Below are 15,680 nucleotides of genomic sequence, written 5' to 3' on the forward strand. Positions count from 1 at the left end.
GCGGCCACCCAGTGACTTGAGCCTCCAATGCCGCGCCCTGCCGGGTTCAGAAACGCCTCGGTGCTACCTTCGCGCTGACGCGTCGCCATGGCCTGTTTCGCGATCTTATATGGGCGGCACCGCCTGCGATGCGCCGTGCGCTCGGTTCGATCTCGCGAACGGAATAGCGCTCACGGTCCTCGCCACTGTCGCAAGCGGTTGTCCCGCTCGCTTCGATAGCAACACGTCACGCATAGTAAAAGTTCTCCTATCCACTATGCTCTATACGAGGTCGATAAGCGGCTAGTAGATAGCTAAAGGAGTAAATAAATTGATCACTAACATACTTGGACGCGCGTCCCGGTCTACGTGGATATCGATCTTGCTGCTAGTCGTCGGCCCGTACGCCTACTCTGCCCCGGAGCAGAAAGGACCCACGTCAGCCGCGGTAAGAGTCGAGCCTGAAACCGCTTCACAAGTTCAGGCTCGTACAATCCTGACAAAAATGGCAGAGTTCCTTGGAGGCACCCAGAGCTTTCGCGTTGGTGTGCGCAGCGGGTACGACGCCGTGCAGCCGTCGGGACAAAAAATCGAATTCGGCGAATACCGCACGGTTTCGTTGAGCCGGCCCGATCGAATGCGCGTGGAGACCGAGCGGAGCGACGGCGCAAAAACGCTCGTGGTTCTCAACGGGAAAGAGATCCTTCTGGTCGACTTCGACAATAAGGTCTACGCGACGGCGCAGCAGCCGGGCACGTTGGACGACAGCATCGTGTATTTCGTCAGGGATCTCGGCATGCGGCTGCCGCTTGCGGCGCTCCTTTTTAATCGTCTGCCCGAAGAGCTGCAAGCCCGTGTACGGACGGTGGACTTTGTGGAAAAGACGACTCTCTCCGGCGTTGCGTCCTATCATCTCGCTGCGCGTACCGACACGGTGGATTTTCAGATGTGGGTAGCAGATGGCGACAAGCCCCTGTTGCAGCGGATCGTACTGACGTACAAGAATGCGGTGGGCCAGCCTCAGTTTTGGGCGGATTTTATCGACTGGAATCTTGCACCGCAGTTCAATGAGGCGACATTCTCGACGGAGGTCCCCAACGGCCTGAAAAAAGTCGCCTTCGCAGCGCAGCTTCCGCGTGCGTCGCCCACGGCTCGACAGTCGCCTGCGAAGAAGGGAGTCAAATGATGAAATCAGCATCGTGGGACAATGCCCTTACGATATTGGTCGTCGCAGTATTCACGCTCGGCCTGAGCGATCAAGCTGAGGCACGAGGCGAGAGAGGCGGCGGCGGCCGAGGTGGCAACGCCTCTGGCGAGTATTCGCGGAGCGGGCCAGCGTCGGCCGGCGGGCTCTCTTCCGGCAGCACATCTGCTGCTCAAGGCCGTTCACGGTCTGGCGGCGGCCAGCAGCAGGCTTCGGCCCAACAGCGGCAGGGCTCACGCCAAGCCTCCGCAAGTACGAATCAGACTGAACGCCAGAATACGGCGAGCTCGATGCAGGCGACCTCCGGCCAAAACCAGGCGAACCGGCAGCAAAACGCGAGTTCGATGCAGGCGACCTCCAGCCAGAATCAGGCGAACCGACAGCAAAACACGAGCGAGAACCAGGCCCAGCGTCAGGCGACGATGGGCGAGAATCAGAGCACGCGACAAGCCGCCGCGGCTCAAACGACCAGCCAAAATCAGAGTGCGCGCCAATCCACCGCCAAGGAGATGCAGAACACGCGTGCTACGAACGTGGCCAATGTGCAGAATAACTATCATGGCAATTGCAGCAATTGCGACGACGACTGGGACGGTGGCTCTGCGGCGGTCGGATTCGTAGCCGGTGCAATGGTCGTGGGGGCGGCCACGGCCGCAGCTACACCGCCACCCGCAACCACCACCGTTGTGGCTGCGCCGCCGCCGCCCGCGCCGGTCGGACCGCCATGCAACGTGGCTCCGGTCGCGGTTCAGGGCGTGCCGTACTATAAATGTGGCGCGACCTGGTATGCAGAGGGTTATGCGAACAGCGGCGTGGTGTACATGCCGGTTCAGCCACCGCCTGGATACTGACCGCGGTAGCCTCGTGACCTACCCGCGGTCGAGCGTTCGCCGGTACGGAGCCGGCGCTCGCATGCCAGTGTGAAAGAGATGGCCTGAGCGTCGAACTGGTGGTTGAATTTGTAGTCGGCAACGCCAATCCACGCATCTTCATGGACCGCGCGTCCGGCTGTCTGTGAGAAAAGCTTGTCCATTTCGGTGCGGCATTGAACGAGCCTTTCGTCAAATCCCGAAGGACGATCGCAACGACGATAAAGCCTTGCCTCCAGGGTACAGGGATCTGGTTCAGACTCCTGTCATTGAGCACGATGACAAGAGGCGAGGACGATCTGTGCAGCGCATGCACACCGCAAGGAATACGCCCCTGCAGCATGATCGAGGGGGATGCGTGCGTCGTAATTACCCGGCCCTCTTGGAGAGCCGACGATTCTGCCTTTGCTATTGAGCGGCTTGCCCTAAACTATTCTAAGAAATCGATAAGGACTGCGCGCCGATTGGAGCGGCCTGTTCTGCCTGCTCCCTAGCCTCGCAACTTGAGGTTAGATGTAAGGGGGGACGGTATGACCAGAGCGCCAAAAGCCGCTGGCGGGCACAACCGCGCGCAACGATTTGGGTGTCCAAGAATAAGACCGCAGGCGCCGAACTGCGGGGGCGAAAATATACTGGAGGCGCAAATCATGTTGCGAATGTCCCACCTGCGAGCGCATCGCATGGCTCATCTTCCGTCCCGCTTGTGGCTATGCCTTGTCGCAATTGCGGCCTTGGTGTGTACCTTGTACGTCGCTCCGGTTAGCGCAGCAGACGCAAAGCAATCGTCAACAAATCCGCAGTCGGGAAAACTCGTCATTGACCCGAAAGACATACAAAAGCCTTGGACTGGCGATCTCGATGGAATGGTGCAGCGGAGAGTCATTCGAATACTCACGGTTTACAGTAAGACCTTCTACTTTACGGACCAGGGCGTTCAATACGGCGCAACCTACGAATGGGCTCAGTTGTTCGAACGGGATCTGAACAAGAAGCTCGCCACGAAGCATCTTCCGGTTAAGGTGTACATGATCCCCGTAGCCCGGGACCAGCTATTGCCAGCGTTGATTGCCGGCAAAGGTGATATCGCGGCGGCTAACCTTACGATGACTTCCGCACGAGAAAAGTTGGTGGACTTTTCCGCGCCCGTGTATATGAACGTCAGCGAAATCATAGTGTCTGGGCCAGCCTCACCGAAGGTGTCCAGCGTTGACGACCTGGCAGGAAAGGAGATTTTCGTCCGCAAATCGTCTTCCTATTATGAGAGCCTGACAGCGCTAAATCAGCGCTTTGCCGCGCAGCATCGCCCCCCGGTGAACATCAAGCCCGCTCCCGAGGAACTGGAAGACGAAGACCTGGCCGAGATGCTCAACGCGGGGCTGATTCCGCTCATTGTTATGGACAAGCATAAATCCGACCTTTGGAAACAAGTCTTTCCCAAAATCACGGTCCACGAAGATATTGCGATCAGGACTTCGGGCGAGATTGCACCGGCGATCCGCAAAGGCAGCCCGAAGCTCAAGGCCGCTCTCGACGATTTTGTCGCTCGTCACCGTCAGGGGACCGCGGCGGGAAACATGATTCTGGTGCGGTATCTGAAAAATGCAAAATATGTCAAGAACTCGGCGTCCGAGTCGGAACGCAGAAAGTTTCTAGACCTCGTGCAGTTCTTTAAGGACTATGGCGACAAATACCAGGTGGACTGGTTACTGATGGCCGCTCAGGGATATCAAGAATCCCGCCTTGATCAGAGCGTAAAGAGCCGGGTGGGGGCAGTCGGCGTGATGCAGGTCATGCCCAACACGGGAAAGGAATTGAATGTCGGGGACATCAGCAAGACCCAGCCAAACATCGAGGCTGGCGTCAAGTACATGCGCGTGATGATAGACAGGTACTACGCCAAGGAGCCGATGAGCGATATGGACAAGGCCCTGTTCACGTTCGCGTCATACAACGCCGGTCCGGCTCGCGTTGCGAAGCTTCGCAAGGAAGCCGCCGAGCGAGGACTGGACCCGAACGTCTGGTTCCACAACGTCGAGTACGTCGCTGCCGACAGAATCGGAGCGGAGACCGTGACGTATGTCAGCAATATCTACAAGTACTACATTGCTTATAAGCTAATCATGGACGCCAGAACGGCAAAAGAAAAGGCTGCGAAGGCGATGACGAGCCCGACCAAGTGAGCCCGAGCGCGGGCATCTCCTTGCAGCGAAAGGGCGCTTGCCATTAGCGCGCGAAGAGGCCGATTGCCCTGGCTTGGGCATCCAGGATCGAAATGAAAAATGTGTTGGGCGCTCTTATTCTACTGGGCCACTTTTTTCTTATCTGCGGCATTTGCGGGAGACCTTCTTCCTTTCGGTTAAACGTGCGTGCGCAAGCGTCGAAGGTAAGCAACACGGAGCGGGTAGCCGCTCTTCTCGACTTTCACGAAGCCGTAGACGCACCGCGAGGGTTTTTTCACGTGAAAGAGTTGCATGATCGTGCACTCGGAGTCCTCGATTGCGTGGGAGGCGCCGCCATACGGTTGAATGAGCTGAAGCGAAGGTCGTAGTAGCGTTGACCAGCGCGCTCGATGGGGCGGCCGAAGGCGTTCGCGTCCTGCATCGAGGTGCGGCGTGGGTCTTGTGTGTCACCGCCGCCTGCCATGTCGAAGTGGACTCGCGCCGCTAGGCAAGCAGCCCTCACGACACAGCCACTTCAAAGACGTGATATCCCCAAGGCGGCAGATCCAGGTAGAGACCTCGTGCGAGAAGGTCGCTGCCGTCACGATCGAAACTGGCCTGTCCCATCATGTCGGTTAGTCGTACCGTTTCGCCAGATAGACCTGCAAACGGGATCCGGACGTAACACTGGCTCTGGTTGTCAGCGTTGTTGACGACGACGATTCGCTGGTCCTCATCTTTCTCCCAACACCACGCAATGAAGCAATCCGAGGTCCAGTTTCCGTCCCACGCCGGCTGCGGTTCCAGCAGAGTCCACGCGCCGTCTCGAAAGATCGGCTGGCGCAGCACTGCCAACAGGTGCTCGTAGAATGCTTGCGTTTTCGCGTCGACGGGCTCCTGCGGGGCCCGCACGAGGTGCGGCGAAATGCGTTTTCGACGGCCTTCGAACTGCCCCTGATGGAAGAAACGCAGTCCTGGTGAGAGAAACGTGACGACGGCTGCGGCCTCTTGCCGGCGCTGATCGAAGGTCTCCGCCGCCCGAGGTTCGTCGTGATTTTCCAGGAAACGCGCGAGCTTGTCCTGATAGTCGAGGCCAGCGTGCAGATGCTCGCGCACCGGGCGCGCGTACCCGGCCCGCAAGCGGTCATAGAGTTGCTTGTCGTAAGCGTAGTCGAAACCCTGTTGCTGCATCGTCCATTCCAGGTCCCAATAGACCTCAGCCATAAACAGGAAATGCGGATGCACGGATCGTACGGCCGACGTTGCCGTCGGCCAGAAGGACTCGGCGCGGATTCCCCACGTGCGTTCGAACACGTCGGGCAAGATCAGCATCGCCATGTCGCAGCGCACGCCGTCACATTGATCGGCGATCTTCTGCAATTCACCGATCATGGCCTGCTGGAGAGCCGGATTACCGTAGTCGAGCTGCAATGTATCGGGCCATCCGTCGAAGTAGGGGTCGCGACCGTGTGCGAGCACAAGCGGCCCTTTCGACGTCTGCACTCGGCAGTAGTTGCGTGGCGAGCGGGCCAGGTCCGCCTCGGTGCCGTGGACGAAGTAGTCCGGATGCTCATCGATCCAGTCGTGATCCGGCGCCATGTGATTCGGCACGAAGTCGAGCATCAGTTGCATTCCGCGTTGCCGCAGTCGCTCACGCAACCGGGCGAGCGCCTGCTCTCCGCCCAGATCTCGATGCACGGTATAGCTTTGAATGGCGAACCCGGAACCCGCTATGTCAGCGTCCATGAGGTCTGGCAGCGTAGCGGCGAACTCGCGTCGCCAGTCGGCATGCGCGCGCGAAATCGCTTGCGCTGCCGGCCCGGTCTGCCAGACGCTCAACATCCAGATCCAGTCGAATCCTTGCTTCGAGAGACGATCCAACTCGGCATCCGGAATGTCGTCGAGCGTCGCTCGCCTTGCGAGCGCAACGGACAACTCGGTCAGCCAGACGCGAGTGTTGATTTGGTAGAGCGCCGGGTAGCGTGGGGTGACCATTTTTAAGTTCCTCACTTATCACCCACAGCTTCTCCACTCACTTGCTCCCTTACGACTTTGGACAACACACGTCCGCGCGGGGTCTCCAGAAGCGTCTTGGCATCGACACGCCCGAACAAATCGAGGAGCGGGGCGACCAGGCCGCTCCACCCAGTCTGGTGACTGGCCCCGAGTCCCGCGCCATTGTCGCCGTGGAAGTATTCATAAAAAAGGATGAGGTCGCGCCAGTGCGGATCGTTCTGGAATTTCTCTGTGCCACCATAGACCGGACGTTTGGCGTCGGCACCACGCAAAAAGGTGCTTGTCAGACGGCGGACGATTTCCTGTGCGACTTCGAACAGCGTCATTTTCTGCCCGGATCCGGTCGGACATTCGACCTTGAAATCATCGCCGAAAAAGCTGTATAGATTGACGAGCGCGCGCACGATCAGCAAGTTCACCGGCATCCACACTGGCCCGCGCCAGTTCGAGTTGCCGCCGAACATGCCTGTATTCGATTCCGCCGGAAGATACTGCACCGTGTACGCGTCCCCGCCGACGTGGAACACATACGGATGTTCCAGATGATAACGGGAGAGCGAGCGGATGCCGTGCGGGCCCAGGAACTCCTTTTCGTCGAGCAGATAGGCGAGCACTCTCTCGAGCTTGCGCTTGTTCAGGATCGACAGAAGTCTCCGGTCCTTGTAGCCGGTAAAGCCAGTGTCCGTCGGGGCAACATGCGCTACCAGTTCGGGGTAGCGCTTGCGAAACTGCGCCATCAGCTCCATCAGCTTCGGGTAGCGGGATGAGGACGGCGCTTCGAAAACGGTCGACGCGCATAGCGGGAGCAATCCCACCAGCGACCTGATCTTCAGGCGCATGGTATGACCGTCCGGAAACCGCAGGAGATCATAGAAAAAGCCGTCCTCTTCGTCCCACATCTCGTCTTCGCATTTACCGCGGCGGTCCATCGCATAGGTGATCCACATGAAATGCTGGACGAACTTGAAGGCGGCCTCCTCGTAGATCGGGTCGTATTCGGTCAGGATGGTCGCCATCTCCAACATGGTCTGACAGTAGAAGGCCATCCACGCAGTGCCGTCTGCCTGCTCGAGCGATCCGCCGGTGGGAAGCTGCGCGCTGCGGTCGAACACGCCGATGTTGTCCAGCCCTAGAAAGCCCCCCGCGAAGACGTTACGACCCGCAGGGTCCTTTCGGTTGACCCACCAGTTGAAGTTGAGCATCAATCCCTGAAACGACCGCTCTAAAAAGCGTAGATCGGCGCGCCCCAGTTCCCGCTCGTACTTGTAAAGCCAGAGCGTGGCGGCTGCATGAACCGGCGGATTAACGTCGCTGAAGTTCCACTCATACGCAGGAATCTGGCCGCTCGGGTGCACGTACAGGCTGCGCAGCATCAGTAGCAACTGCTCCTTGGCGAAATCGAAGTCGACTAGCGCGAGCGCGACTGTGTGAAAGGCCAAGTCCCACGCTGCGTACCACGGATACTCCCACTTGTCCGGCATGGAGATCACGTCGGCGTTCAGCATGTGGAACCACTCCGTGTTGCGTACGTCGCGTCGGGCGGCATCGAGCAATGGGTGGCTGCGGTGCTCACGCAGCCAGAGTTCCAGGTCGAAATAGTAATACTGCTTACCCCATAACATGCCCGCCAATGCCTGGCGATGCACCCGGCGCTGGTCTTCGTTCAGGGACTTGGGCGCAATGCGCTCATAGAACTCGTTCGCATCGACGAGGCGGTGGTCGAACGTTTGATCGAAGTCGCCGAAGGGATCGTCGAGTTTCGATGGCGCGAGACGCAAGCGGATGGTCGCGCTTCCGCCGCCGTCCACGTCGCATAGATAGTGCACTGCGGCCTTCGTTCCCGTCTTGGCGGGATTCACCGCGTCGCGCTTTCCCGAGATGACGTACGTATGAAAAGCATCCTTCACATAGGGCGACGCGTTAGGCTGATTCCAGAGACGTTCGGCGTTGCTTTCATTCTCTGTGAAGAGTGACTCCGGCGCACCTTCGTAGTGGAGCCAGTACTCACCGAGGTCATGATGGGTGGCGCGAATGACGCCGGGTCCGGCCTCGTTCAGCGACGGCTTGCGCTCGTCCTCGCCCCACGACCATGTGTTGCGGAACCACAGCGTCGGCAGCATTCGAATCCGGGCCGGCTGCGCTCCCCGGTTATGCACGGTAATTCGAACGAGCATGTCTTCGGGCCCAGCCTTCGCGTACTCCAGAAAAACGTCGAAATAGCGATCGTCGTCGAACACGCCCGTGTCCAGTAACTCGTACTCCATTTGCTCGCGCGATCGTTGGCGGTTGGTTTCGACGAGGTCTCGATATGGAAATTCTCTCTGGGGATACTTGTATAAATACTTCATGTACGAGTGCGTGGGCGTGCTGTCCAGATAGAAGTAATACTCCTTCACGTCCTCTCCATGATTGCCCTCGCTGTTGGTCAGGCCAAAGAGGCGTTCCTTCAATATTGCATCGCGCTCGTTCCACAACGCGAGGGCAAAGCACAGTCGCTGCCCGTCGTCGCATATTCCGCCGATCCCGTCCTCGCCCCATCTGTAGGCGCGTGACCGGGCATGGTCATGGGTGAAATAGTTCCATGCGTCGCCGTTATCGCTATAGTCTTCCCGGACCGTTCCCCATTGCCGCTCGCTGAGGTACGGCCCCCACTTCTTCCACGGAATGCCCGCCTCACGAGCGGCGTTCAAGCGCGTTTGTTCGGCTACATCTGCGATGGTGGGGCCCATGCTTCCCTCCGTTAGTGAACGGAACAACGCGCGATGGCTGCAATGGATTCAGCGCTGGCCGTGAGTGATGTGCGCGGCCGACAGGGCGATATTGATCGCGTCAGCCCGTTTCCTTCTACGGTACGTAAGTCATGCCAAAACTCATGGCGACTCGAAAAGGGGCGACGCGGAATTCAGAAAACCCCAAAGAGCGGGAGGGAGTTTCACGCCAAGTTATAGCACAGCAATTTGGAAACGCGAGCCTTGCGCTGTCGCTCCGGAGCCTTGTCATGTATGAGTTTTCAGGCGCCACAACATTCGAGTCCTCGGCTGGCTCTTCCCCCGCTTTGTGGGAGACGGCCGCAGTGGCGGTCACGCCACCGCCAAAACCGCTAGCGGCGCGCCATTGGCCGAGTTCTTTACCGAACTGACCGAGAAAACGCGCACGGACATCGTGCTCATCATTGAAAGATACAGCATGCGAAGGGCATCGCCGCGGGCAATGACCTGGTGCGTGTTGGGCGAAGATTCCGTCGGATCGAGGTCTCTCCAAAACCGTCCCTCGGCGACCGCGTCGGCCCGTTAATTAGTTCGTGATCCGAATGAAGGCCTGACGCAGCATCAGGCTTCTCGTCGTCATCCTTGCCCCGCATCTCGGCTTTCGACGCATTCCCGCTACTTTCCTTTCCCGCACGAAAGAATGTCTTTGCGATCGTTCAGATCGGAATTTGTTACACCTCTTACCGCCCGCGGCGGGTGGCGTTACGAAAGCCTTTCTGCGCAGCGGTTATACTCGGCGCCGTCTCAAAAAAAAGTCCGAACTATGTCAAAGCGAATCATTCAGTTTGTTGCCATCGCAGCGCTCACGGCTGCGGCGTCGGTGCCGGCCATGGCCGGCGACATGAACAATGCGCTCGGCGGCGCCCTCGGCGGTGTGGCCGGGGCAGCGCTGGGCGGCGCCGTAGGCGGCAGCACGGGCGCCGTGCTCGGCGGGGCGGTGGGCGGCGGCGCCGGCGGCGCGGTCACGTCGAACCGTCGCGAGCGCACGGGCGCCATCATCGGCGGCGCGCTGGGCGGCGGCGCGGGCACGGCGGCAGGCAATGCGATGGGCGGCCGTGGCGGCGGCCTCGTCGGCGCGGCGCTCGGCGGCGGCGCCGGTGCAGCGCTGGGCGGAAATATTTCGCGCTCGAACTCGTACGCGGACGATTACAGCCACGGCTACAGCAAGAAGCGCCACAAGCGTCACCATCACGACTGAGCGAAAATTGAACGCAGCGCGGTTCCGGCGCGAGCCGGACACCGGAACCGTGCTAGCGGCCAATTCATCGCGGCAGGCGGCGCAGAGGCATCAGTTCGCCGCCGGGTTCATCAACCGATCCCTTATGACGTTTTCTTCCGCCGAGCGACGCATTTGACCGGCCAATCATCAACATAAGCGTCGCTAAAGCAGGGTTCGCATGGCGGTTCCGCCGCTAGTCTTTCGACGAGATTCCGACGCTCACTTCGTGCGTGCCGGAAAGCGCTTCAACGATGTCTCGATTGAAAGAGGATGCCTATGCGAACCGAGAGCCATGTTGTCCGCGGCGGGTCGCCAGTGTTGGTGGTCGCGCCTCACGCAGGTTGCGCGGTTCCCATCGACTTGCGTGCCCATCCCGCCTGGGAACCGATCAGCGGACGCCAGTCGGATCCCGGAGGCATGGCGCTGACCGAAGTCGCGCAAACGCGCGGCATGACGGGAATCGCCGCGGCGATCCACCCTTGCGTGATCGACATGAACGTTGCGCCGCATGACAGCGCGCTGAGCGAGCGGCTGAACCGGCTCAACTTGTGCAGAACACATACCGCTCACGGCGAGGCCCTGTATTCGCAGGGACTCGAGCCAGACGGCGCCGCCGTGAAACAACGGGTAGCGGATCATTGGACGCCCTTTCACGAGTCGGTACTGGCGGAGTTGCTGAGACTCCGCGAGGCACATGCCAACGTGTTCATGCTGGTTGCACACGCAGGCGCGTGGCTGTCACCCTTTCGCTCGCAACGCGCGACAGTCGACTGCCACTTCAGCACGAGCAATGGCAATTCCTGTGACAGGCGAATCGTATCGGCCTTGACGCAGGTGGCGCGCCATCGCGAGCGCGCCTGGGTCGTCAATGGGAAGTCGGCCGAGGGATTCGCCGCGCGCCACTATGGCAGACCGGAGAGCGGCATTCACGTCGTCGAGCTGGAGATTTCCGGAAACTGGCGGCGAGAGATCGAACTCGCCAGGAATGAAGGAAAGGGCATCGACACGCACGAGGCCGCAATGTCGGAACTGCTCGATGCTGCCGAACGCACCCTTTCGACGCTCGATGGACCGACCACGCCGGCCGACCTTCCCCGCGCGCTTCGGGACGCTTTCCAATATCACGCGACTTCGTGACTATTCATCGTCCGGGAGGCATACCTCTTCCGGACGCAGCGACAATGCCTTCGCGATGTCCCGGGACACCTGTCTCTCCACTGCGCGCCTCAGCAGATCGTAGAGATCCGCCGGCAAATGTCCGAGTTCGTTCTCTCGATACGCCAGATAAAAAGACCGGCTCAATTGCTGATAAGGCCTGCCATGACGCGAGAAGGACGAGAGCGGAACCACCCGGACGTCCTGAACGTAGTGGCGTGATTGCCAGAGGCAGAGCGGCGTCGTCAGCGCGAAACCGAGGCCAGCGGCGACGAGGCTGAGCATCGGGTCGGTGGCGTCGAACTCGCATGTGCGATCGATATCTTCGCCGTGAGCGGCGAGATACGCATCGACGTGCTGTCCGATCACCGAACGCGCGCTGTACCGGATGAATTGAAGGTGGCGGCTGAGTTCCGCGATCGTCGTGAACCGGTCCACTTCGAAGCTCTTCGGCAAGACGGCCACATACGGCTCCGTGAAAAGCTTCTGTCTCCTGATGCTGCCGGCATTCGTGAAGCTGGTCGTCGTGACGGCCATGTCCAGTTGCCGGGCCTCCAGTTGCGCGTCGAGCGTGGGCGTGATGCCTGACCACAGCCTGATCTGATGCGACGTCCCCGAAAGCGCCCTGATGATGATCGGGCCGATGGTCGCGGCAAACGAATCCACGCAGCCGAGCCTCACCACGATGCGTTTGGCGCGCGTCACGTTCCGCACGCTTTCGACCATCTGATCGGCGCCCTGCAGCAGCACGGTGGCGTGTTCGAACAGACGCTGTCCGGCGGCGGTCGGCCGCGCCGGGCGCGTGGCGCGATCGAGAAGGCTCGTGTCCAGTATCGATTCGAGCGCCTTGATGCGCAGCGATACACCGGCCTGCGAGATCGACAGACGGCTGGCCGCATCCGAGATCGAACCCGCTTCGACGACGGCCACCCAGCTCGCCAGAAGGCCCCAGTCCGGGAAGTTCTCGGGAGCGTTCTCTTTCGTAGTCGCCATGATGATCGGTCGGTGATGGGTCGTGCCTGGGTGTCTCTCGCGATGACGGCAATGAGCCGTGTTGCGTCGCTTTATGCTGAACAAGTGTTCATCAAAAATCGGCGGGTTAATGTAGGTGAAAACCCATAGATAAGGTGATTTTCACGAGCTTAGACCGGGGAAAACACTATTGACCGCCGCTTTTCCGGAAGTATAGTTGGCGAAATTCATTGCTGGCTGAACAGATGTTCAGTGTGGTTCGCTCGGGCGATCATCGTCGACCGCCGCACTGATCGACGTTCGGAAGCAAGGAATCGATTCCGCCGCCGCTTCGTCCAGTTCCATAACGACGACCGAAAACAAAGCATAAGGCGAGATTGAGGAACCCGATGAATCGATGTCAGGGACTACTCTGGCATCGAGGCAATGAGTCGAAGCACACACCGGCGTGATGTCCTCCGGTAGTCCGTCCCAACTGTATTTCCCAAAGGAGTCAGCGTGAGTTCAGGTCCACAATTTCCGTTGCCGGCGAATGAAGCCGAAGTGAGTTTCCGACCGGGCACCGCCGCCGCAACGGAGCTCGGCAAGGCGCTGCAGCAACGTGATGTCGTCGAGATTCCGACGGTCATCGGCGGCAAGCGTTACTTCTCGAACGAGGTTGTCGAGGTGCGCGCGCCGCACGACAATCAGCGCCTTCTCGCACGGATTCATCGCCCGACCGAAGCGCAGATCAGCGAAGCGATCGCCAGCTCGAAGTCGGTCGCGAAGGACTGGGCGAGCCTCTCGTATGCGAGCCGTGCCACGATCCTGCATCGTGCCGCGGATATCATCGCGACGCGCCAGCGCATTCGCATCAACGCCGCGACGGTGCTCGGCCAGAGCAAGACCATCGATCAGGCCGAACCCGATTCCGCGTGCGAACTGATCGACTTCCTGCGCTTCAACGCCTACAACGCGCAGCGCGTGTACGCCGAGCAGCCCATGTCGGTGCCGACCGCCGTCAATCGCGCCGACTGGCGTCCGCTCGAAGGCTTCGTCTACGCGGTGTCGCCGTTCAACTTCACGGCCATCGGCGGCAATCTGACGACCGCGCCCGCGATCATGGGCAACACCGTGCTGTGGAAGCCGTCGGAGAAGTCGGCGCTCGCCAACTACATCTTTTTCGAGGCGCTCGAAGAGGCCGGCCTGCCGCCGGGCGTCATCAACTTCGTGCCGGGCGATGCGGAGCTCACGACGCGCGTTGCATTGTCGTCACCGGATCTCGCGGGTATCCACTTCACCGGATCGTCGTCGGTGTTCCAGTCCTTGTGGAAGGGCGTCGCGTCGAAGGTCGATGCGTTCCGCACCATTCCGCGCCTCGTCGGCGAAACGGGCGGCAAGGACTTCGTGCTCGCGCACGCGTCGGCCAATGCGTCGGAAGTCGCGATCGCGCTGATTCGCGGCGCGTTCGAATATCAAGGGCAGAAGTGCAGCGCGGCGTCGCGCGCGTACATTCCGAAGAGCCTCTGGCCGGCTGTCAGCCAGGAGATGCGCGAGCGCCTGTCGCAATTGAAGGTCGGCGATGTGGCCGATCACGACACGTTCATGGGCGCGGTGATTTCGCAGGCTTCGTATCAGAAGCTTTCCCGCGTGCTGGCCGCGGCGCGCGAAGACGCGAACGTGAAGCTGATCTCCGGCGGCAAGACCTGGTCCGATCCGGGTTACTTCGTCGAGCCGACGGTCTTCGAAGTCAGCGACCCGAAGCATGCGCTGATGAAGGAAGAGCTGTTCGGCCCGGTCCTCTCCGTCTACGTCTATGACGACGCCGCCTGGGAAGACACGCTGCAACTGATCGACGCGACGAGCCCGTATGCGCTCACCGGATCGATCTTCTGCACGGACCGTTTCGCGCTTCATCACGCGGAGCAGGTGCTGATCAACGCGGCGGGCAACCTCTATCTGAACGACAAGCCGACCGGCGCGATGATCGGTCAGCAGCCGTTCGGCGGCGGTCGCGCGAGCGGCACGAACGACAAGGCCGGCTCGTACCTGAACCTGCTGCGCTGGGCATCGCCGCGCGTGGTCAAGGAAACCTATCTGCCGCCGCGCGACTGGCAATTCGGCGCTTGAGTTCGATTACGGCTTCTCCTGAGGACACATCATGTCAACCATTGTCTCTTTCAAGAATGTGCAGAAGACCTACGACGGCGAAACGCTGGTCGTCAAGAATCTCAACCTCGACATCGAGGAAGGCGAGTTTTTGACGATGCTCGGGCCGTCCGGCTCTGGAAAGACGACGTGCCTGATGATGCTGGCGGGATTCGAGACCGCCACGCATGGCGAAATCCTGCTTCAGGGGAAGCCGATCAACCGCATTCCCCCCGAGCGACGCAACATCGGCATGGTCTTTCAGAGCTACGCGCTGTTTCCGCACAAGTCGGTTGCGGAGAACCTCGCGTTCCCGCTGAAGGTGCGCAAGGTATCGAAGGACGAGATCGCCCGCAAGGTCAAGCGTGCGCTCAGCATGGTGAACATGGAAAAGTTCGCCAACCGGATGCCGGGCCAGCTTTCCGGCGGGCAGCAGCAACGCATCGCGGTTGCGCGCGCGTTGGTGTTCGAGCCCGCGCTGGTGCTCATGGACGAGCCGCTCGGTGCGCTCGACAAGCAACTGCGCGAGCAGATGCAGTACGAGATCAAGCAGATTCACGAGCAAAGCGGTTTGACCGTGGTCTATGTCACGCATGACCAGAGTGAAGCCATGACCATGTCGGACCGTATTGCCGTGTTCAACAACGGCGTCATTCAGCAGCTCGCACCGCCGCCGGCCCTGTACGAAAGACCCGAAAACGCTTTCGTCGCGAGATTCATCGGCGAAAGCAATGAGCTCGTGGGAACCGTCTCCGTCATGGAGAAAGAGCGCTGCACCGTGAAGCTGGCAAGCGGTCAGAGCATCAGGGCGAGCGTGGGGCCGACCGTTCGGGAAACCGGCTCCGCCAGCATTTCTCTGCGGCCGGAGCGCGTGGCCGTGGGCGATCTGGCGAAGCGCTGCGACAACGTATTTCAGGGCGGCGTGAAGGACCTCATCTACTACGGCGACCATCTTCGCGTGGTGATGCAGGTCTGCGGACAGAGCGACTTCATCGTGAAGCTGCCGAACGACGGCGACGCGCGCCGCTTGCGCATCGGTGATTCCGTGCATGTCGGATGGATGGCGGAAGCGTGCCGCGCCTTGCAGTGAGCGCATCTTCGTAGCGCGATAACAACGCGGAGACATACCCGATTCGTTGCGAATGTAGTTAGCCATACTTATCAAGGTGTGTTCGCGGCAACATGCAGATTCTCTTCGGCGACCGCGAAGAA

The 15,680-nt window shown here is 60.2% G+C and carries 10 protein-coding genes; 7 read left to right on the forward strand and 3 right to left on the reverse strand.

All coding sequences use genetic code 11. From position 1 onward, the window contains the following. Positions 1-361: 361 nt before the first annotated feature. The 3 genes from AWB78_RS21465 to AWB78_RS21475 all read left to right on the forward strand — a co-directional run bounded on the left by AWB78_RS21465 (position 362) and on the right by AWB78_RS21475 (position 4,232). A complete protein-coding gene (locus AWB78_RS21465) occupies positions 362-1,165 on the forward strand; it encodes a DUF2092 domain-containing protein (RefSeq protein WP_074173509.1) in 804 nt (267 codons plus the stop codon). Between the two features lie 308 nt (positions 1,166-1,473). Next, positions 1,474-2,034, forward strand: a complete 561-nt coding sequence (locus AWB78_RS21470) for a hypothetical protein (protein ID WP_062607896.1) — start codon at positions 1,474-1,476, stop codon at positions 2,032-2,034. A 698-nt stretch (positions 2,035-2,732) separates the two neighbouring features. Beyond that, entirely contained in the window at positions 2,733-4,232 is a 1,500-nt protein-coding gene (locus tag AWB78_RS21475) for an MltF family protein (protein WP_062607990.1), read from the forward strand. A gap of 498 nt (positions 4,233-4,730) precedes the next feature. On the opposite strand, the gene AWB78_RS21480 is transcribed toward AWB78_RS21475, so the two are convergent. Both AWB78_RS21480 and AWB78_RS21485 read right to left on the reverse strand, forming a co-directional pair. Then, positions 4,731-6,206, reverse strand: coding sequence for an alpha-amylase family glycosyl hydrolase (locus AWB78_RS21480; protein WP_062607897.1), 1,476 nt, complete (start codon positions 6,204-6,206; stop codon positions 4,731-4,733). A gap of 11 nt (positions 6,207-6,217) precedes the next feature. Beyond that, a complete protein-coding gene (locus AWB78_RS21485) occupies positions 6,218-8,956 on the reverse strand; it encodes an MGH1-like glycoside hydrolase domain-containing protein (RefSeq protein ID WP_062607899.1) in 2,739 nt (912 codons plus the stop codon). An 802-nt stretch (positions 8,957-9,758) separates the two neighbouring features. Between AWB78_RS21485 and AWB78_RS21490 the strand changes: the two genes are divergently transcribed. Both AWB78_RS21490 and AWB78_RS21495 read left to right on the forward strand, forming a co-directional pair. After that, positions 9,759-10,193 (forward strand): hypothetical protein, encoded by a 435-nt coding sequence (locus tag AWB78_RS21490; protein ID WP_062607901.1) that lies wholly within the window; start codon positions 9,759-9,761, stop codon positions 10,191-10,193. Between the two features lie 297 nt (positions 10,194-10,490). Then, on the forward strand, positions 10,491-11,351 hold the full coding sequence (locus tag AWB78_RS21495; RefSeq protein ID WP_157697589.1) for an N-formylglutamate amidohydrolase: 861 nt from the start codon (positions 10,491-10,493) through the stop codon (positions 11,349-11,351). On the opposite strand, the gene AWB78_RS21500 is transcribed toward AWB78_RS21495, so the two are convergent. Further along, positions 11,352-12,362, reverse strand: coding sequence for a LysR family transcriptional regulator (locus AWB78_RS21500; protein WP_062607905.1), 1,011 nt, complete (start codon positions 12,360-12,362; stop codon positions 11,352-11,354). Positions 12,363-12,839: 477 nt separating this feature from the next. Between AWB78_RS21500 and pruA the strand changes: the two genes are divergently transcribed. Then, positions 12,840-14,450: an L-glutamate gamma-semialdehyde dehydrogenase gene (gene pruA, locus AWB78_RS21505; protein ID WP_062607907.1), complete on the forward strand. Its 1,611-nt coding sequence runs from the start codon at positions 12,840-12,842 to the stop codon at positions 14,448-14,450. Positions 14,451-14,481: 31 nt separating this feature from the next. Then, a complete protein-coding gene (locus tag AWB78_RS21510; RefSeq protein ID WP_062607909.1) occupies positions 14,482-15,558 on the forward strand; it encodes an ABC transporter ATP-binding protein in 1,077 nt (358 codons plus the stop codon). Positions 15,559-15,680: the final 122 nt, after the last annotated feature.

Origin of the sequence: Caballeronia calidae (assembly GCF_900044055.2) — a bacterium.
Lineage (GTDB): Bacteria > Pseudomonadota > Gammaproteobacteria > Burkholderiales > Burkholderiaceae > Caballeronia > Caballeronia calidae.

Coding starts and splice junctions, on each gene's coding strand:
- AWB78_RS21470 (WP_062607896.1), top strand. CDS start 1,474: ATGCAGGCGACCTCCGGCCAAAACCAGGCGAACCGGCAGCAAAACGCG.
- AWB78_RS21475 (WP_062607990.1), top strand. CDS start 2,733: ATGGCTCATCTTCCGTCCCGCTTGTGGCTATGCCTTGTCGCAATTGCG.
- AWB78_RS21480 (WP_062607897.1), bottom strand. CDS start 6,206: ATGGTCACCCCACGCTACCCGGCGCTCTACCAAATCAACACTCGCGTC.
- AWB78_RS21485 (WP_062607899.1), bottom strand. CDS start 8,956: ATGGGCCCCACCATCGCAGATGTAGCCGAACAAACGCGCTTGAACGCC.
- AWB78_RS21490 (WP_062607901.1), top strand. CDS start 9,759: ATGTCAAAGCGAATCATTCAGTTTGTTGCCATCGCAGCGCTCACGGCT.
- AWB78_RS21495 (WP_157697589.1), top strand. CDS start 10,491: ATGCGAACCGAGAGCCATGTTGTCCGCGGCGGGTCGCCAGTGTTGGTG.
- AWB78_RS21500 (WP_062607905.1), bottom strand. CDS start 12,362: ATGGCGACTACGAAAGAGAACGCTCCCGAGAACTTCCCGGACTGGGGC.
- AWB78_RS21510 (WP_062607909.1), top strand. CDS start 14,482: ATGTCAACCATTGTCTCTTTCAAGAATGTGCAGAAGACCTACGACGGC.